The organism is Glaciibacter kafniensis (assembly GCF_039538945.1).
Lineage (GTDB): Bacteria > Actinomycetota > Actinomycetes > Actinomycetales > Microbacteriaceae > Cryobacterium > Cryobacterium kafniensis.
Window position 1 is genome coordinate 187,857 of sequence record NZ_BAABCN010000002.1, and the last position, 18,670, is coordinate 206,526.

Genomic DNA, 18,670 nt, shown 5'->3' on the forward strand with positions numbered 1-18,670 from the left:
CTCTCATGGTCATCCCCATTGACTTGACGTTCGGGACGTGGTCGTTCGTCGGCAACCTGACGCTGGTTGACCTCATCGCGGCGACCACCAACGCGTTGAACGGCGCGCTTCTGGCGCGAAGGCCCGACCACTATCGCAACTTCACATTCATCGGGATCATTCTGATGGCGCTTCTGGGCGGCATCGGCGGCGGCGTGACGCGCGACGTTATTCTCAACACCGCGCCATCCGCTTTCACTAACCCCGCGTACATCACGCTTTGTCTCGCCGCCGGGGTGATCGGCTACTACCTCGCCTATGCGAAGGGGCAGCTTTTTCGTGAGGGCCTTTTTCAGTTCATGACGTCATTCTCGCTGCCGTGGTATGCGATCATCGGGGCGCAGAAGGCGATCGACGCCGGCTATCCGATCCTGGGTGCAGTGGCCATCGCCGTGATTGCACCGACGGCCGGTCGGTGGCTGATCGACGTCTCGTGTGGGGTGCCGCCCAAGCAATTCGTGCGCGGCGAGTGGTTCGTGACGATTGCCGCTGGCACCGGGTTGGTGTGGATCTTGCTCGATGCGACAGGCATGCCGTACTGGGGGAGTGTGCTCATCGCCTTCGCCGCTGGCTTCGGCGCCCGGATCCTTGCGCTCTATCGCGGCTGGGAAGAACCGCTCGCGGTCGGGGCACAGGGCGTGCTCATCCACGCCGACCGTCGGCCGCTTCTCGGCCGCAAGCTGCAGCACAAGTCGAAGGAGGAACTCCGGATGCTGGGGCTCACGGTGGAGGACGCGGGTGGGGCGGCCGGCACGCCGGGCACGCCGGGCACGCCCTAGCGCTCGGGAGCGCTCATCCCGTTGGTCGAGGGTGTCGAGACCGGGTGACCGAGTCTGCGGGGCTCGTCCCTCTCGTTGGTCGAGCCTGTCGAGACCGCGCTGGCCGGCCTCGACACAGACTCTCTCTCACCCACAGTCACCCACCATCGCCCTCCACAGGCGAGCACTCGAGAAGTTGCTCACGGATGCGTGCAATCTCGGGTGTGTGTCTTCCGCTTTTTCTACCCTTGAAGTATGCACACTCTCACCGATCAGCTCCGGCAGGCCGCCGACGCGTCCGCCGACATCGGTGACGGCGCGGCCGGTTACGCGGCCCTCAACGAGCCGGACTTGCTCGACTCCCAGAAACAAATCGCACGGATCCGCCGCAACTACGACACGCATGCGGCGTGGGTGGCCGGGGAGATCGCCCGGCGTTCCTCCCGGGAACTGGGCTTTTCCGGGCTCGCCCAACGCCACGGCTTCCTCACCCCAGAAGCGTTGATTCAATCGGAGACCGGGGGCACCCGGGCGGAGGCCGCGAAACTGGTGGCGGTCGGCACGCTAATGACCGACACCGAGGCCGCCGAGGAACTACAGAAAGCCGACCCAGGTTCCCCGTTCGCCACGGTGCCCTGGCTCGCCGTGGTCGCCGGCGCGGTGAGCGCCGGCACCCTCTCGATCGATGCGGCGGAGGCGATCCGCAAGGGCTTGGGTGACATTGACCCGGGCGTCCCGGCCGAGAAGCTCGCCGCTGCCGCACAGTTTCTGCTCGAAGAGGCCGCCACGTTGAATGCGGACCAGTTGCTCCGCCGTGCCCGCCGCCTGCGCGACGAGCTCGACGCGGACGGCATCGCCCGGCGGGAGAAGACCCAGCGCGACGCCCGCAGCTTCCGGATCTGGCGTCAGGACGACGGGATGTACCGGGTGTCGGCGTTGCTGCCGCCGGAGGACGGCCGCCTCGTCGAGTTGATTGTCGACGGCGCCACCTCGCCCCGCCGGGGTGGTCCCCGGTTTGTGGATGCGGCGACGCAGGCCCGCGCCGACGCGTTGCGTGACGACGAACGCAGCACCGAGCAGATCGCCGCCGATGCGATCCTGGCGTTGTTGCAATTGGGGGCGGAGGCGGACCCGAACACGGTGTTCTTCGGCCGCCGGCCCACCGTGCGGATCCTCGTCACCGAACACGACCTCGCGCACACCATCCCACACCCCGCCTTTCAGAACCCCACCGCTCAGATTCCCGCCGGTCAGAACTCCGCCGGATCGTCACCCACCGGATCACCGCCGACCAAGCCACCACTCGCCGAGCCGTCGCCGGCCGGATCACCACCTGCCGAGTCGTTCCCAACCGCATCTCCACCGACCCGAGTGTCACCGGCCGGATCGTCACAAACTGGGCCGACCGGAGCGTCTCCGACCGGACCAGCCGCGACCTGCCTGGCCCCGGTCAGTCAGGCACCGCCCGGGCACGGCCAGATCGAGGGACACCCCGACCCTGTCTCGATGGACACCGTGAAACGGTTGCTCTGCTCCGGATACACCGGCATCGAGTTTGACGACGACGGCCAATGCATCAACGTCGGCCGCGACCAACGCCTCTTCACCCAACGGCAACGCACCGGGCTCGCCGCCCGCGACGGCGGCTGCCGCTGGCCCGGCTGCGACCGGCCCGCGTCCTGGTGCGAAGCGCACCACATCGAGCATTGGAAGGCCGAGCAGGGCAAGACTGATATCGCCGATGGCGTCCTTCTCTGCAAAGCCCACCACCTGTTGCTGCACGACAACCACTGGCATGTGTTCCGCACCGGCGGCGACTACTGGCTCCTCCCGCCCCTCGCGGTCGATGCCGAACAGGCGCCGATCCCGATGCCGAGCAAAAGTCCACTGATGCTCGAACGGTTCCCGCCGCAACGCCCGCCGAAGCACCCGACCGAGCAACCGAGGAAATTGACCGGCTGAACCCCTCCGTTGGTCGAGCCTGTCGAGACCTCCGCCGGCCGGCTTTCGGACACGACCATCGGTGCGTAGATCGACTTACCCGGTCTCGACACGCTCGACCAACGGAAGCGCCACCTGGGCTCAAGCTAGGTTTGCCTGATGGCCAACATCTTGATGATCAGCGGCAGCGTACGACACGGATCGGTGAACTCCTCCGTGATCGCCACGGCCGCCGAATTGATGCCGAACGGTGTGACGCCGGTCATTTACACGTGTCTCGCGGATCTGCCGCACTTCAATCCTGACCTGGATCGGGAGCCGCTGCCCCAGAGCGTCGTCGAACTGCGTCGACTGATCGCAGAATCGTCTGCGCTGTTTCTGAGCTCTCCCGAATACGCCGGAGCGATGCCAGGCGCACTGAAGAATCTGCTCGAGTGGACGGTTGGTGGTACCGAAACGACTGACAAGCCAACGGGCTGGGTCAATTCGTCAACGATGCCGAATCGCGCCGCGGGAACATACGCGTCGCTGCGGATCGTGTTGGACTACACCGACGCGTCAGTGATCGACCAGGCGTGTGCGGATGTCCCAGTGCCGCGGTCGTCGATCGGAGAGGACGGGATCGTGCAGGACGCAGCGATTCGCTCCGAGATCTCTCATGCGCTGACCGCACTCGTCTTGGCAATTCGGCCAGCCGAGTCACGCGTCCAGTAGGCGAAACCCGCCCGGCGCACCCGCCCCAGATGTAGCGTGCCGCTGTGCGGGCGCGCCCATCCCATGGTCGAGCCTCTCGAGAGATCGCAACCCGATCTCTGAGGCACACGGCCATTGTGGTTGCAGCTGAGCGCGGGCCGACATGGCCATTTACGTGTACCACTATGCCGCGCAGCGGCCCCATAGCTCGAGACTGCTCGACCATGTCTCGACGGCTCGACCGCCGGTTGAGTGACCGGCTCACAGGGTGAGCATCCGTTGGCACAGGTCGACGTGCCCGAACGTGTCGGCCAGACATGAAGATCACTCGAGCCATTTCACGGATCCTGTTGCGAAACCGGGGCGTGAGTTTGCAATCTAATTAATAAGCATGCATGCTTTATTAACTATCGTCTCACTGCGAGAGAGAAGTCCGGCACGGTCGCCAACGATCGGGTGGTTCGGTTTGTCTCCTGGCGGAGAGCGCAATTCGTCACTGATCCTGAGGAGAACACCATGCACTCGACATCTCGAGTGGTCCCCGCCGTCGCGGCATCTGCCGTGCTCATGCTCGCACTCGCCGGTTGTGGCAGCTCGGCAACGCCCAGCAGCGCCCCGACGTCGATCCCAGATTCGATGGATGCCGCCGGCGAAAAGGTCACCGTGTGGGTGATGCAGGATGACTACAGCCAGGACACCCTGGATGCAATCAACACGACGTTCACGAAGCGCACCGGCGCGAAGGCCGACGTTCAGATTCAGCAGTGGGACGGCATCACGACGAAGCTGTCAACCGCACTCAGCACGAACAACCCGCCCGACGTCGTCGACATCGGCAACACCCAGGTCGCCGGCTACGCCGACGGTGGCGCGTTGATGGACATCACGAAGTACCGTGACCAGCTGGAGCAGGGTCAGACCTGGCTCGATGGCTTGGTCGACCCGGCAACCGTCGACGGCTCGCTGTATGCGGTTCCCGGCTTCGCCGGCGCGCGCTCGGTGATCTACAACAAGAAGACGTGGGCCGAGGCCGGCATCACGACGGTTCCCACCACCTGGGACGAGCTGACCGCCGACCTCGACCAGGTCAAGGCCGCCAACACGGCCTCCGACTTCTCTGCGCTGTACCTTCCTGGCCAGCACTGGTACGTCGGCATGCAGTTCGTCTGGGATGCGGATGGCGAGATCGCCGTCGACACCGACGGAATCTGGACTGGCGAGCTCGGCAGTGCGAAGGCACAGGACGGCCTCGCCGCCTGGAAGGAATTCCAGAACACCTACTCGGCCGCGGCATCCCGCACGCTGAGCACCGACAGCCCCGAGCAGGAGCAGATCTTCGCCGACGGCAAGGCCTCTGCAATCGTGGCCAGCAATGGCGCCGTCGACGTGATCCTGGGGGCCAACCCCAGCCTCACCGCCGACGACCTCGGCACCTTCGCTCTGCCTGGCCAGTCCGGTAAGACCCAGCCGGTCATGCTCGGCGGATCGGACTGGGGGATCGCGGCGAAGAGCTCCAACCAGGAACTCGCGCTCGTCTGGACCCAGATCGCGGCGAGCCCCGAAATTCAGAACGACTACGTCTTCGGCGTCAGCGGATGGATTCCCAACAGCACAGAGGGCATCGAGGCCGCGCAGGCGACGCTCAGCGACTCGAAGGTCGGATTTTTCCAGGCCGCGCTGAACTCCCGTGCTACGCCGGCTTCGCCCGGCTGGTCGGGCATCGAAGGCAGCAATGCCCTGCAGGAGCTCTTCTCCTCGGTTGCCAACGGCAGCGCCACGACGAAGGCCGCCGCTGCGACCTTCGACGCCGTGGTCGACTCCGCACTGAAGTAGAGCTGAAGTAGAGCTGAAGTAACGCTGACGCAACGCTGACGCAACGCTGACGCAACGCTGACGCAACGCCATTGGCCCGCCCGGCGCATGACTGCCGGGCGGGCCACGCTCACTCGCAACAGAACAAGCAAAACGGCACGAAAGAAAGAGAGCACCGATGTCCGGCTCCAAACGTTCGGCGCGCGCATTCGCCGACCGACGAGGCATGGCGGCGCTGCTGCTCAGCCCCGCCGGGATCGTGATCCTGGCGGTCATGATCGTTCCCATCGTGGTGATGATCTTCACCGCATTCACGAACTTCAACCAGCGCTCGCTCTTCACCGGGGCCTACGACATGGTCGGGTTCGACCAGTTCGAAGCGGTGCTCACCAATCCCGAATTCTGGGCCTCGTTCGTGCGCACCATCCTCTTCACTGCCGCACTGGTGCTCGGATCTGTACTGATCGGCGTCGGTGTCTCACACCTGCTCACCCGCATCGGGGGAGTGCTGCGCACCATCGTCACTGTCGTGTTGATCTTCGCCTGGGCGATGCCGAACGTCGCCGCCTCCCTGGTCTGGAACTGGTTGTTCCAACCCGGCTACGGCGTGTTCAACTGGCTGCTCACCCAGATCGGCATCTTCGGCGACATGACCGACACCGACTGGTCGGCCGACCCTGCCCTGGCCTTCATCGCCATCTGGATGCTCATCGTCTGGCAGGCCGTGCCCTTCATCGCCCTGACCGTCTACGCCGCAGAGACGCAGGTCTCACCCGAGTACATTGAAGCCGCCAGGCTCGACGGTGCCAGCGATTCGCGCGTCTACCGCTCGGTCACCCTGCCGTTTTTGCGCCCCACGATCATGCTCGTCACCATCCTGTCGACCATCTGGAACTTCAACATCTTCAACCAAATCTGGCTGGTCTCACACGGTGGGCCGAACGGCGCGACGGCCACGCTCGGCGTCTTCACCTACATCACGGCCTTCGTGAGCTTCGACATCGGCGGTGGATCGGCAATCGCCGTCATCACGACCGTGCTGCTCGCCGTCGTGACCTCCTTCTACATCCGCAGCCTTGTGCGTTCCGGAGAGGATCTGTGATGAATCAACGCGCCAAAACCAAACCCGTCTCCACGTCTGTTCCCCGCAGCCGTCGGCTGAAGAAGATCAACTGGGGCTCCTCAGTGATCGCCATCGTCTTCTGTGTCATCTGGTTCTTTCCCACCTATTGGATGCTCAAAACGGCGTTCACGCCGCGTGCGGATGCGCTCAGCACGACACCGTCATTTCTGCCGGTGAACTTCACCTTCGACAACTTCGTCACTGCGGTGACGCAATCGGGCTTCTTTCTAAATCTGCGCAACTCAGCGATCGTGGTGCTGGCTGCCGTGCTCGTCGCAATCGTCGTCGGCATGCTTGCCGCTGCCGCCCTCTCCCGGTTCCGCTTCCGGGGTCGTCGCACGATCCTCGTGGTGATCCTGATCCTGCAGATGATTCCGCCGACAGCTCTCCTCATTCCGCAGTTTCTCGTCTTCAACGCCACGGGAATGCTCGGCAACTACATCGGCCTCATCCTGGCGTACGTTGCGCTCACCTTGCCCTTCGCCATCTGGGTTATGCGCGGCTTCTTCCTGGCACTCCCCGCCGAGCTCGAAGAAGCGGCCCAGCTCGATGGCGCGTCGAGCTGGCAGGTGCTCACCCGCATCCTCTTTCCGCTCGTGCTTCCCGGCGTGATCGCGACGAGCGTGTTCACCTTCATCACGGCCTGGAACGACTACCTTGTCGCCTACACGTTCATGCGTGACCAGACGATGTACACCTTGCCGGTCTGGCTGGCTTCGTTCAGCTCACCGGTGACGGGAACCGACATCAGCGGTCAGATGGCCGGTTCGGTGCTGTTCTCGCTGCCGGTCGTGGTGTTCTTCATCCTGCTGCAACGCAAACTCGTCTCCGGCATGTCGGCAGGGGCGGTGAAGGGATGAGCGCGCTCAACACACTGATTCCGCGTCCGCTCTCGGTCGAGGCCGGCTCCGGCGTCTGGCGTCCGGCCGGTTCCACCGGCTCGGTGCTGGTGCACGCGACGGATGCGGCGCTGCCCGCGTCGGTACTGCTGCGTTCTCGTCTCTGGTCTGGACTCCGCGTTCACGCGAGTGACGCATCGGCGAACACCGCCGACATCCGCTTCGTCGTCGACGCGTCGCTCGCGGTCGAGGCCTATCAGCTCACGGTGGATGAGGCCGGAGTGCTGCTCGCCGCGTCGAGTGCCGCCGGCTTCGTCGCCGCGACGCACACCCTGTTGCAGCTGTGCGGAGACGACGTCTGGCGTACCGGTGCCTCCGCGCCCCGTGCGTTGGAGATCGGCCACGTGCACATCGAAGATGCACCGCGCTATGCCTGGCGTGGTCTGATGATCGACGTCGCCCGGCACTTTCTGCCGGTTCGCGAGCTGCGCCGCATCATCGAGCTGATGGCGATGCACAAGCTCAATACGATGCAACTTCATCTGACGGATGATCAGGGTTGGCGTATGGAGGTGCGGGCGTTCCCTCGGCTGACCGAGGTTGCGTCGTGGCGTGCCTCGACGCAAATCGGTGCCGACGATGCCACGGCCGGGGAGCTCGACCGCCCCCACGGCGGTTTCTACACGCAGAACGAACTGCGCGATCTGGTGGCGTTCGCCGCCGATCACGGCGTGACGATCGTGCCGGAGATCGACGTGCCCGGGCACTCGCAGGCAGCCATCGCGGCCTATCCCGAACTCGGGATCACTACCTCGCCGGACTTTCCGCCCGCGGTCTGGCCGCGATTTGGAGTGTCTGACTTTCCGCTGAATATGGAGCAGAGCACGGTCGATTTCTTCTGCACGGTGATTGACGAACTGGTTGACATCTTCCCGTCTCAGGTCGTGGGACTCGGCGGCGATGAGTGCCCGTCGGCGCCATGGGAGGCAGATCCTCGATCCGTTGAGCTGGCCGCGGAACGTGAGTTGTCGCATCCGCGTGAGTTGCAGGCCTGGTTCCTCATGCAGCTTGACGCACGCCTGCAGTCGCACGGCCGCGAACTGCTCGCCTGGGATGACCTCCTCGAGCACACTGCTCGCCCGGATGCCGTGGTGCTCGGTTGGCGAGGCGAGGCCGGCGTTCGCGCCGCATTGCGAGCCGGTCTCGAGGTCGTTGCTTGCCCCGACCATCTGGTCTATTTCGACTACCGCCAATCAGATGATTCTCGTGAGCCGGTTGCGGTGGGGGTCGTCGTGACCGCGGCTGACGTCGCGCGGTTCGACCCGATGCCCGCTGGAGTCGAGGAAAGCGCTCGTGCGCTCATCCGGGGCGGACAGGGAAACCTCTGGGCGGAGCATCTCGATGGTCCGCGCAGTCGTGACTACATGCTCTGGCCGCGCTCCTCTGCACTGGCCGAGGCGCTCTGGACGGGTCCGGTGACCGACGACGCCGAGTTCGAGGTGCGGTTGAGCGCCCACCTGGGCCGACTCGATGCGTTCGGAGTGGAATACCGGCACGCGGACGGTCCGAAGCCGTGGCAGCAGCGTCCGGGCGTACGCGGGCGTGAGCAGAGTCTGGAAGAGCGTGCGGCTGTGGTCGCCGAGCTCACCCGTGCGTTCCACGCCGACTCTGACGTTGACGCCGACTCTGACGTTGACTCTGACGTTGATGCCGCCGTTGACGCCGTCGAGTCGGTGGCATGAGGCGGGAGGAAAACCCGCTCCTCCCGCACGATACAGTGAGCGGAAAGGGAGGTCGGGTCGTGCGAGGAAATGACACATTGTCGCTCACATCGGCAGAGCTGCGTGCGGTGCGACGCACGCCGTCGCCGTTGCGCGCCGCTGTCGCTCAGGACACCCGCTCCCACAACCTCTCGCTCATACTCGGGCTGCTCTACGCAAGCGGACCGATGACCCGGCCGCAACTCGCGGCGGCGACGAAACTGTCGCAACCCACCGTCACCGCGCTCGTCGCCGACCTGCTCGACGAGGGCATGTTGCACGACCTGGGCGTGGTCGCCGAAGCGCGGGTGGGCAAGCCTGCGGCTCGCGTGGAGATCAACGTCGACGGCAACGCCGCGGCGGTCGTCGATCTGAGCAGCGGTCAGGTTTTCACCGGAGCGCTCGTGAACCTGCGCGGCGAAATCATCGCGCGCACGAGTCTCGAGGTGCACGGTGCCACCGGTGACGACGTGATCGAACTCGCCGTGCGCACCGTGAACGAACTCGTTGCGTCAACCTCGGCGCGTGTCATCGGGGTGGGCGTGGCTTCGCCCGGCCTCGTTGACGACGCCGGCAACATCCGGGTCTCCGATCGTCTCGGTCTGCGCGACGTCGACGTGGCTCACGCGGTGTCGGCCGCGACCGGGCTCGACGTCGTCGTCGGCAATGACGTCAACTGGATGGCGCTCGGCATCCGTCGGTTCCGGGATCGCACCACGGGTGACCTGCTCGCCGTAACGATCGAGAACGGCGTCGGCGGTGCGGTGATCCTGGACAGCGATCTCGTGCCAGGCGAGCAGTTCGCCGCGGGGGAGATCGGCCACGTGATCGTCGATCCGTGCGGTGAGGAATGCGTGTGCGGGCGCCGGGGATGCTTGGAGCAGGTGACCGGTGCGTCGCACCTGTTGCGCCGGATCGAGAGTCATCCCGCCGACGAACGCGACGCTCTCGTTTCGAGCGCCGGAAAGGCGCTCGGCGGTTTTCTCGCGCCGGTGGTGAGCATGCTCAACCTCACCGATGTCGCGTTGCTCGGGCCAGCCGGTCTGATGCACGGTCCGTACGCCGACGCCGTGGTCGAGGCCATCAGTGAGCGGTTGTTGCCTGCCCATGCGGCGAGCATCAGGGTGACGGTGTACGAGCAGGATCCCGACCTCGTGATCCAGGGTGCCGCGAGTGCCGTCATCCAGGCGCAGCTCGGCGTGCGTTAGCTGTTCTGATTTCGTGAGGTGCCAACTTTCGCTAGTGCGGGAGCGCCGCAACTAGCACAAGTTGGCACCTCACGCACCAAGCGCGCTAGTGTCTGACCCGACTTGTCGCGCCCGAGAGCTGATCCGCATCCAGAGCGAAGAGGTCACGAGAACCGGCGGTGGCCGCCCCCAAGAGTCCCGCGCATTGCGGCAATAGCTGCTCAGCATAGAACCGGGCCAACACCAACTGGCTTTCCTCACGCCGGGCGTCTCCCGTGGCGGGAGCGGAAACCGCCGCTCGAGCGAGCAGCCATCCGCTGGTGCACAGCCCCCACATGCGCAGGTAGGGGGTCGAGCCGGCGAGCACAGAATTGGGATCAGCGCGACCGGTGCTGAGCATCCACTGAGTGGCCTGCTCGAGAGCATCGAACTGTCGGTCGAGCTCCTCACGGATCGTGTCAAACTCGGTGCCGGCCTCGGCCAGCTCCGTGCCGATCTCGCGCATCGTTGCCAGAAATTCCATCACCGACGCGCCGCCTCGCACACCGAGCTTGCGGCCGACGAGGTCGGCGGCCTGGATGCCGTTGGTGCCCTCGTAGATGGCAGCGATGCGCACATCGCGCATATGCTGCGCCACGCCGGTCTCCTCGATGTAGCCCATGCCGCCGTGGATCTGTAGAGCGAGAGACGTGAGCTCATTGCCCAGGTCAGACCCGAATGACTTGCAGATGGGGGTGAGGATGCCGACGATCTCGTTTGCGCGGGCGCGGGCGGCCGGGTTGGGGTCGTGCGTGCTGCGGTCGACATAGCTCGCATCGAGCAGCATGAGGTATTGCAGCGCCGCGAGGGACGCCCGTTGCGTCAGCAGCATTCGGCGCACATCGGGAAACTCGATGATCGCCGAGTCGGCGCCGGTCGCGCCGATCGCCAGGCCCTGCCGCCGCTCCTGCGCGTAGGCAAGCGACTGCTGGTAGGCACGTTCGCCCACCGCGAGGCCCTGCATCCCCACCGAGAGCCGCGCGCTGTTCATCATCACGAACATGATGCGCATGCCGAGGTTCTCTTCGCCGATGAGGTAGCCGGTGGCTTCTTCGTAGGAGAGCACACAGGTGGGTGCGCCGTGAATGCCCATCTTGTGCTCCAGCGAGACGGTATGCACCGAGTTGCGCTCGCCGAGTGATTCATCGTCATTGACCAGAAACTTCGGAACAATGAAGCAGGAGATCCCCTTGGTTCCCGCCGGGGCGCCCGGGGTACGAGCGAGCACCAGGTGAACGATCTGCTCGGCCATGTCGTGATCGCCGAATGTGATGAACATCTTCTGCCCGGTGATGGCAAAACTGCCATCGGGCTGCGGCACGGCGCGCGTGGTCAGCGCACCGACATCCGAACCGGCCTGTGGCTCGGTCAGATTCATCGTGCCCGTCCACTCGCCGCTGACCATCTTGGGCAGGTAGCGCCGTTTCTGACCCGCATCGCCGTAGTGAAGCAGCGCTTCAATCGCACCCTGTGTCAGCAGCGGGCAGAGTGCGAACGCCATGTTCGCCGAGGTCATGAGCTCCTGGATGATGAGGCCAACGGTGCGAGGGAATCCGCCGCCGCCGAATTCCTCGGGAAGAGGCACAGAGCCCCACCCCGCCTCGACGTAGTGCCGATAGGCCTCAGCGAACCCGGCCGGCGTCACGACCGAGCCGTCCGGCTGGCGGTGCGCGCTCTCGACGTCGCCCGAGTGGTTCGTGGGCGCCACCACTTCGGCCATGAAATCGCCGCACTGCCCGATGAGATCGACGACAGTGTCGAGATCGGCATGCTCGAAGCCAGGAAAGCTGGCTATGTCGGGGTAACCCACCACGTGCTCGAGGGCGAACGCAAGGTCGGCAATCGGAGGCTGGTATCGAATCATGCGGACAGCGTACCTGTGACGACCCCTGCGGCACCGGATTTGTTTGAAACGACCTCACACTGAGACCTGTCCCCTCGTCGGCCGGGGGGTGACCTGCCCGATTCCGTGCGACGCTTGAGGCATGGATCTGGAGGTGTCACCCGCGCTCACGATTCCCGCGTCGGAACTCGGCTGGCGGTTCTCGCGGTCGTCGGGTCCCGGCGGTCAGCACGTCAACACCTCAGACAGCCGCGTCGAGCTCTTCTGGAACATCGCCGAGTCGGCGGTGCTCTCCGATGACCAGCGGATGCTGTTGCTCACGCGACTCGCGCGTCGTCTCGTCTCCGGGGCGATCACGGTGTCGGCCTCCGAGCAGCGCTCTCAGCTGCGCAATCGCGAGATCGCCCTGATCAAGCTGGCCGAGCTCGTGACGGCGGGTCTTGCTCCCTCTGCGCCAAGCCGCCGTGCGACCAAACCCACCAAGGGCTCGAACCGGCGTCGGCTGGCGGCCAAGGGGCAGCGGTCAGAAACGAAACGGAATCGCCAGCGGCCCTCCGCCGAGTGACGCTGTCGGCCGAGGTGCCATGGGCCCCCGCTGTGTGAGCCACGACGCTGTGTGAACTACGACGCTGTGTGAGCTACTGCGCTTCGCGGAGCGGGGTCCAGCCGACCGGCAAGGGGCCGCGGATGTCCGCCCGACTTCGGTCTGCCGCCCGCGACCAGCCTTGGGCGGCGTGCGAGCCTGCCTCGCCGACCGGTCCGCGAGCGACGCGGAATCCGACATCCTCCAGCACAGCATCCGGCGCGCTCCCGCGGCGCACCGATGCGCGGCAGCTCCACGAGCGATCCGCCCACCCACCGCCGCGGAGGCTGCGGTAGTCGGCGTAGCGACCGGTATCGGCGTAGTCCCAGCACCACTCCCAGACGTTGCCGAGCGTGTCGAAGAGCCCGAAGGCGTTCGCCTGCTTGAGCCCGACATTCTGCACCCCAGACACCTCATCGGCTGCCGTCCACGCGATGTCCACGAGTGCGCCGTAGGCAGGGCCGAGCGTTCCCGCACGGCAGGAGAACTCCCACTCGGCTTCCGTGGGGAGGCGATAGCCGTGCGCGTCGGTGCGCCACTCCACCTCCCGACCGCGAATCTCGTAGGCGGGGGAGAGCCCCGCGGCCACCGACGCCGCATTGCACCAGCGCACGGCCTCGAACCAGGTCACCGGGTGCGCGGGCGTCCGCAGCGCTGAACCGCCGGCCTCTGAACCGCCGGACGCAGAACTGCCGGACGCTGAACCGCCGGACGCTGAACGGCCGGACGCTGAACGGCCGGACGCTGAACCGCCAGACGACGAGCTACTGGACGACGAGCCGCGGGACGCGGGCTCGGTGGCGCCAACCGGGGCGACGGGCTTGGTGGCCACAGTGTCCCACTCCGCCCTCGTGACCGGAGTGCTGCCGATCTGGAAGGGGCGCAGTGTGATCTGCCGTGAGGATTCCGACCGTGCATCCCGCATCTCGATGGAGCCGGCGGCAATCGGCACGAGAGCGAGCGCGAGGGGCTGAACATCCGTGCCGATGACCGTCAGCGGTGTGAGCGAGGTGTCACGCGACGCATCGGGAAGCTCGGAAGGCATGCCTCCATTCTGCGGCACCGCGACGCGCCGCGCCCGATTGTTGCATCACCCCGGCGTGGGGAACCCCGGTGGGCGCGCGGTATGTCGCGCGCCCGCCGGGATTCCCCACACCGAAGTTTGTGACAGGCCCGACCAAGCGAGATAAGTGGGTTGCCAGGCAACTCAGGCGCCGGCCCCACGACATCCCATCGCGTTGGCCGGCACGCCGAGTAATCAGTACGTCGCACCAGCCGGCATCACCGCGGTCAGCGTCCCTTCCGGGGTCCCCTCCGGCGTCCCCTCCGGCATCGCCTCGCGGTGCGCGAAGCACGCGACAGCCGCGCCGATGAGGGCGAAGGCCGCCGCGCCGAGAAACACCCAGGAGAAGCCGGATGTGAGGGCATCGGCGGCGGAGATTCCCGCGGAATGGAGGGCGCCGGTGCGGGCGGTCGCGAGGGATGCGAGGATGGCCAGACCGAGCGCTCCGCCGATCTGTTGGCTGGTGTTGACCAGTCCGCCGGCCAGACCGGCTTCGCCGCCATCAATGCCGTCGACCGAGAGTTGTGTCGCGGTGACGAACGCGCCACCGAGACCGATGCCGATCAGAATGCTGGGACCAAGGATGTGGATGGCGAACACGGCGTCGGCGGGGGAGCCGGCAAGCCAGATCAGACCGCCGGCCAGAATCACGAGCGAGCCGACGAGTGTCCGCTTGAGTCCGAGCGTGCCCACGATACCGGGGATGATTCCTGCTGCGATGACCAGTGCTCCGGCCAGCGGCAGCTGGGTGAGCCCAGCGGTGAGCGCGTCATAGCCGAGTACCGATTGCATGTAGACGGAGAGGGCGAAGAACAGCGCCACCATCGCCGCGCCGACGAGCAGCATCACCAGATTGCCCGCCGAGAGATTGCGATTGCGAAACACCGTCAGCGGAACCAGGGGCTCGGCGGCCCGGCGCTCGATCATGACGAAGGCGACTCCGAGCACCAGGGCGGCGGCCGCGAGGCCGAGGGTGAGCGGGTGCACAACGCCTACCTGTTCGACGGCGCTGAGTGCACCCACCACGGCGACGAGCGCGCCTGTGATGGTGGCCGCACCCGGGTAGTCGAGGCGAGACGGGGCGGAGGCGGGATCTCGCGTGAGCAGCCTGGGGATCGCGAGCACCACGATGATGCCGACGGGCACGTTGACAAAGAAGACGGCCTGCCAGCCGAGGGCCGCGGTGAGAACGCCGCCGAGCAGAACTCCGGCGGCTGAGCCGATGCCCGCGACGCCGCCCCAGATGCCGAGGGCTGTGGTGCGATCCTTCGCTTGCGGAAACAACTGGGTGACGAGGGCGAGGGCTGCGGGCGCCAAGAGGGCGGCGGATGCACCCTGCAGGGCGCGAGCCCCGAGCAGCATGCCGCTGGTCATGGACAGGCCGGCCAGCGCGGAGGCCGCGATGAAGCCCGCTGTTCCGACGAGAAAGAGTCTGCGGTGCCCGTAGCGATCGGCAAGTCTGCCACCGAGGAGCAGGAGCCCGCCGAACGGCAGCACGTAGGCGGTGATCACCCAGGCCAGTGCCACGGTGTCCATGCCGAGCTGTTCGCCCAGCACCGGCAGGGCGATGTTGACGATAGACGCGTCGAGAACAACGAGAAACTGAGCGAGCGCAAGCACGCTCAGCGCCAACCAGCGCCGGGTGCTCCGTGCTGCGAGTGCGGGAGGGGGAGAAACGGTGGGACTCATGGTGGTGCTCCTTTCGGGGTGCACGGCGGGGTTCAGCCCGCCGTGCAAAAACGGGCGGTGTGCGGTGTGAGCTAGTTCCAGGCCCCGAGCATTCCGACAATGCCGAGGGTGAGAACGCCGAAGGCGACCCACCAGAGGGTCTTCTCGGTCGTCCACGGGGAGAGGCTCGGTGGCGCGGCAGCCAGGGGGCGGGTGTTGCTGTTGGTGTTGGTGCTCATGGTGTTCCTTTCGGTGGGGCGCTGGGGGTGCGTTCAGGTGACGGATGTGGTGGCTGTGATGGTTAGGACCACTGGCTGAGCAGGGCGGCGGTGAGTAGTGCGAGCGGTGCCAGTGCTACCCAGCGCATGACGATCTCGTGCTTCATGGCGGTCTCCTTTCTGAGTTGGGAGGGTGAGAGTGAATGGTCACTCACTCTTGGGGGCAAAAGGAAATTGGAGAGCATCCCGAGCCCGCGTTCTACTCGGGGTGGCGAATGCCGTGAGAGAGTAGAAGGGCCCACTCGTCGGGGATCTCGTCGATGCGAGCGGTCACGATCAGGTGGCAGAGCTGTCCGTAGGCGATGAAGCGTTGCACGGCCTCGTCGGTGCCGCCGGAACGTGTCTTCGCAAAGGTCGTGACCCGCGCGATGCCGGCGCGCAGTGCTTCACCGATTTCGGCGACATCCGCTGCTGACTGGGCATGCACCTGGAGCATGAGGAGGGTGCGATCTCGGATCAGTTCGGCGTATGTGCCGCCCATTGCATAGAGCACGGTATCGGGGGACTGGTCAGTGGCGGAATCGGCGCCGACGCCCAGAGCTTCGACGATCTGCTCGAAGCAATCGTCCAAGGCTGCGACGAAGAGTCGTTCTTTGCCGGGGAAGAGCTTGAAGACATAGGCGGGTGAGATTCCCGCCTCACGGGCGACATCGGCGATCGTTGTGCCGTGGAGGCCCCCGCGCGCGAATTCGCGAACCGCGCTCGCCGTCACGATGGGCATGCGCGCTTCGGCGGTGGAGAGGATCGAGTTCCGGGTGGTCATGAGAGTGACTGTACACTCACTCTTTCGTGTTGTGCAACCCGACGGCCATATCCATCTCGCTGGTCGAGCCAATCCAGACCTCCACTCGGCTCCGTGAGGTACCGCGTTCAGGAGTGGAGGTGTGTCGGCCGAGACGTGTCCGCGGAACGGCGGGCCGCCGCATCCGTGACACGCCCTCCGCTCCTGAACGCGGACCCGCGCGATTCCAGGGGGCCAAGCTGCGCAACCCGCCTCGCTCTCACCCGCCTCGCTCTCCTCATGAGTGGCCGAGGTCGATCTGCGCCGGGCGATCGCTTCGCAGAAACCGTCGGGATTGGCATGCTGCCACCGCTGACCGCACGGATCGTGCGGTCTCATGCGGCGGATGCGGTTTCTGACGACACTTTCTCCATCCGCGCCGTCCGCGCCGTCCGCGCCGTCCGCGCCGTCCGCGCCGTCCGCGCCATCCGCGCGGTCCGCGCCGTCCGCGCCATCCGGGTCATCCGGGTCATCCGCGCGGTCCGCTAGCAGCGGTGCGACGACCCTGCCGCCTCGGCCAGGCCGGCATGCTCGGCGTGATCCACCGTCAGCGCGTGGCCGATGAAGGCCTCGAGATCGATGCGCCGACCGCCCAACCAGGTGCCGAGCACCCGGGCATCCTCGGCGAGCGAACGGGGATCGACCTCGAACGGGTCGGCCGAGAGCTCGACGAAGTCGGCCAGCTTGCCCACTTCGATCGATCCGACCAGGTGGTCCCGGTGCAGCAGCTTCGCGGCGTGGATCGTCTCCGCCTTCAGGCCCTCCTCAAGCGAGATCGCCTGGTTGGGACCGCGCAGGGCACCGCTGCGCGTGCGCCGGGTCACCGCCGCCTGGATGTTGAGCAGCGGCGTGGGCGGGCTGACCGCGCCGTCGTTGTGAAAGGCGACGGGAACGCCGGCATCGAAGGCGTCGCGGAACGCCTGCCACTGCGAGCCGATCGCGGGGTCGAACATCTGCCCGTCGAGCAGGTCACCCCAGTAGTAGAACTGGAACGGCCCCATCGAGATGTGCACACCCAGGCTCGCGGCCCGCGCGAACTGGTCTTTGCGCCCCGCCCCGACGTGTTCGACGCGCCAGCGGTGGTCGGTGCCGAGCAGATCATGTCTGACGAGTGCACGCTCGTAGGCGTCGAGCACCACGTCAAAGCCGAGGTCGCCGTTGACGTGGAACGACATCTGCAGTCCGCTCGGCGCATATTGGTCGAGGATCGCATCGAGTTGAGCGCGCGAGTAGTTCATCGCGACCTCGCCGGAGCGGGAGCCGTCGATCTGCGCCAGCCGCGTCGCATCCGTGTCGAGATAGGAAAACGAGATGGCGATGTTTCCGACCCAGGGCGAACCGTCGGCCCAGAGCTTGATGCCCTGCTTGATGAGCAGTTCCTCGGACACCGCCGAGTCGAACGGCAACTCGCAGCCCTCCTCGACCGAGACATGGTAGAGCGAGATGCGCAGCGGGTTGTTCGGCATCACGGCGATGGCCTCATAGGCCGCCTTGAGCGTGGTGTTGTAGGTGAGCTCGGAGGTCGAGGTGATGCCGGCCCTGGCCATCAGCACGTAGAACTCCATGCCCATCGTGAGGGGGTTGCCGCCCAGATCGCTCATGAGCGGCTGTGCGACGGCCATCACCGCCGGCAACTCGTATGCCTGGCCGTTGAGGGTCGTTCCGTCCGCTCGGCGGCCGAAGGATGCCCCGACCGGGTCGGCGGGCGGACTCGCGTCCCAGCCGTTCTTGGTCATCAGTGCCGAGGTGAAGTAGACGCCGTGCCCGGAGTTGTCGACGACCACCGCGACACGGTCGCCGAAAATGGCGTCGAGCGTGTCGGCATCCGGTGCGGGACGCTGGTGCAACAGCGCGTCGAAACCGTTGAAGAGGAGAGGGACGTCGGTCGGGGTGTTCGCCGTCGCATCGGCGAAGACGGCGAGCACGTCGGTCCAGGTCGGCGCATCCCACGGGGCGATCGAGCGGGCGGGGGCCTGCGTCGCCAGCCCGCTCGTGATGGGGTGGCTGTGCGACTCGATGAACCCGGGCAGAAGCACTGCGGCGTGGGTGTCGACGAGTTCGGCCAAGGGCAGTGCAGCCTGGCACTCGGCGACGGTGCCGACCGCGACGATCCGGCCGCCCGAGATTGCGACGGCGTCGGCGCGGGGGTTGGCGTCATCCATGGTGATGATGGAACCGGCGGTGAGGATGGTGTCAGTGATGGCGAGCCCTTCGTCGAATCATCCGAGGATGCCACGTCGGCGGCTGATCGCCGCCACGCCAC

The 18,670-nt window shown here is 66.1% G+C and carries 16 protein-coding genes; 10 read left to right on the top strand and 6 right to left on the bottom strand.

Going from position 1 to position 18,670, the window contains the following annotated elements:
• Positions 1-5 precede the first annotated feature (5 nt).
• The 8 genes from ABD791_RS01375 to ABD791_RS01410 all read left to right on the top strand — a co-directional run bounded on the left by ABD791_RS01375 (position 6) and on the right by ABD791_RS01410 (position 10,173).
• On the top strand, positions 6-818 hold the full coding sequence (locus ABD791_RS01375) for a trimeric intracellular cation channel family protein (RefSeq protein WP_345061537.1): 813 nt from the start codon (positions 6-8) through the stop codon (positions 816-818).
• 234 nt (positions 819-1,052) lie between these two features.
• Positions 1,053-2,759: an HNH endonuclease signature motif containing protein gene (locus tag ABD791_RS01380; RefSeq protein WP_345061539.1), complete on the top strand. Its 1,707-nt coding sequence runs from the start codon at positions 1,053-1,055 to the stop codon at positions 2,757-2,759.
• Between the two features lie 138 nt (positions 2,760-2,897).
• Positions 2,898-3,452, top strand: a complete 555-nt coding sequence (locus ABD791_RS01385; RefSeq protein WP_345061541.1) for an NADPH-dependent FMN reductase — start codon at positions 2,898-2,900, stop codon at positions 3,450-3,452.
• Between the two features lie 495 nt (positions 3,453-3,947).
• Positions 3,948-5,264, top strand: a complete 1,317-nt coding sequence (locus tag ABD791_RS01390) for an extracellular solute-binding protein (RefSeq protein ID WP_345061543.1) — start codon at positions 3,948-3,950, stop codon at positions 5,262-5,264.
• A 157-nt stretch (positions 5,265-5,421) separates the two neighbouring features.
• Positions 5,422-6,345 (top strand): carbohydrate ABC transporter permease, encoded by a 924-nt coding sequence (locus tag ABD791_RS01395; RefSeq protein WP_345061545.1) that lies wholly within the window; start codon positions 5,422-5,424, stop codon positions 6,343-6,345.
• Positions 6,345-7,226, top strand: a complete 882-nt coding sequence (locus tag ABD791_RS01400) for a carbohydrate ABC transporter permease (RefSeq protein WP_345061547.1) — start codon at positions 6,345-6,347, stop codon at positions 7,224-7,226. The genes ABD791_RS01395 and ABD791_RS01400 overlap by 1 nt, the downstream gene beginning before the upstream one ends.
• Entirely contained in the window at positions 7,223-8,947 is a 1,725-nt protein-coding gene (locus ABD791_RS01405; RefSeq protein WP_345061549.1) for a beta-N-acetylhexosaminidase, read from the top strand. Before ABD791_RS01400 ends, ABD791_RS01405 begins: the two co-directional genes overlap by 4 nt.
• 77 nt (positions 8,948-9,024) lie before the next feature.
• The gene (locus ABD791_RS01410; protein WP_345061551.1) at positions 9,025-10,173 is read left to right on the top strand and encodes an ROK family protein; all 1,149 of its coding nucleotides are present in this window, start codon (positions 9,025-9,027) and stop codon (positions 10,171-10,173) included.
• Between the two features lie 85 nt (positions 10,174-10,258).
• Here the strand turns inward: ABD791_RS01410 and ABD791_RS01415 are convergent, their stop codons facing one another.
• Entirely contained in the window at positions 10,259-12,055 is a 1,797-nt protein-coding gene (locus ABD791_RS01415) for an acyl-CoA dehydrogenase family protein (RefSeq protein ID WP_345061553.1), read from the bottom strand.
• A gap of 121 nt (positions 12,056-12,176) precedes the next feature.
• Between ABD791_RS01415 and arfB the strand changes: the two genes are divergently transcribed.
• The gene (gene arfB / locus ABD791_RS01420; RefSeq protein ID WP_345061554.1) at positions 12,177-12,599 is read left to right on the top strand and encodes an alternative ribosome rescue aminoacyl-tRNA hydrolase ArfB; all 423 of its coding nucleotides are present in this window, start codon (positions 12,177-12,179) and stop codon (positions 12,597-12,599) included.
• A gap of 73 nt (positions 12,600-12,672) precedes the next feature.
• On the opposite strand, the gene ABD791_RS01425 is transcribed toward arfB, so the two are convergent.
• From ABD791_RS01425 to ABD791_RS01440, 4 genes are all read right to left on the bottom strand, one after another.
• Positions 12,673-13,662: a formylglycine-generating enzyme family protein gene (locus ABD791_RS01425; protein ID WP_345061555.1), complete on the bottom strand. Its 990-nt coding sequence runs from the start codon at positions 13,660-13,662 to the stop codon at positions 12,673-12,675.
• Between the two features lie 213 nt (positions 13,663-13,875).
• Positions 13,876-15,369, bottom strand: a complete 1,494-nt coding sequence (locus ABD791_RS01430; protein WP_345061557.1) for an MFS transporter — start codon at positions 15,367-15,369, stop codon at positions 13,876-13,878.
• 71 nt (positions 15,370-15,440) lie between these two features.
• Positions 15,441-15,587: a hypothetical protein gene (locus tag ABD791_RS01435; protein ID WP_345061559.1), complete on the bottom strand. Its 147-nt coding sequence runs from the start codon at positions 15,585-15,587 to the stop codon at positions 15,441-15,443.
• Positions 15,588-15,825: 238 nt separating this feature from the next.
• Complete coding sequence (locus tag ABD791_RS01440; protein ID WP_345061561.1) at positions 15,826-16,389, bottom strand: TetR/AcrR family transcriptional regulator; 564 nt, start codon at positions 16,387-16,389, stop codon at positions 15,826-15,828.
• Positions 16,390-16,707: 318 nt separating this feature from the next.
• Here ABD791_RS01440 and ABD791_RS01445 point away from each other — a divergent pair, with 318 nt between their 5' ends.
• Positions 16,708-16,896, top strand: coding sequence for a hypothetical protein (locus ABD791_RS01445; protein ID WP_345061562.1), 189 nt, complete (start codon positions 16,708-16,710; stop codon positions 16,894-16,896).
• Here ABD791_RS01445 and ABD791_RS01450 read toward each other — a convergent pair.
• Positions 16,893-18,569, bottom strand: coding sequence for an amidohydrolase (locus tag ABD791_RS01450; RefSeq protein ID WP_345061564.1), 1,677 nt, complete (start codon positions 18,567-18,569; stop codon positions 16,893-16,895). The two genes, ABD791_RS01445 and ABD791_RS01450, sit on opposite strands and share 4 nt — an antisense overlap.
• Positions 18,570-18,670 lie beyond the last annotated feature (101 nt).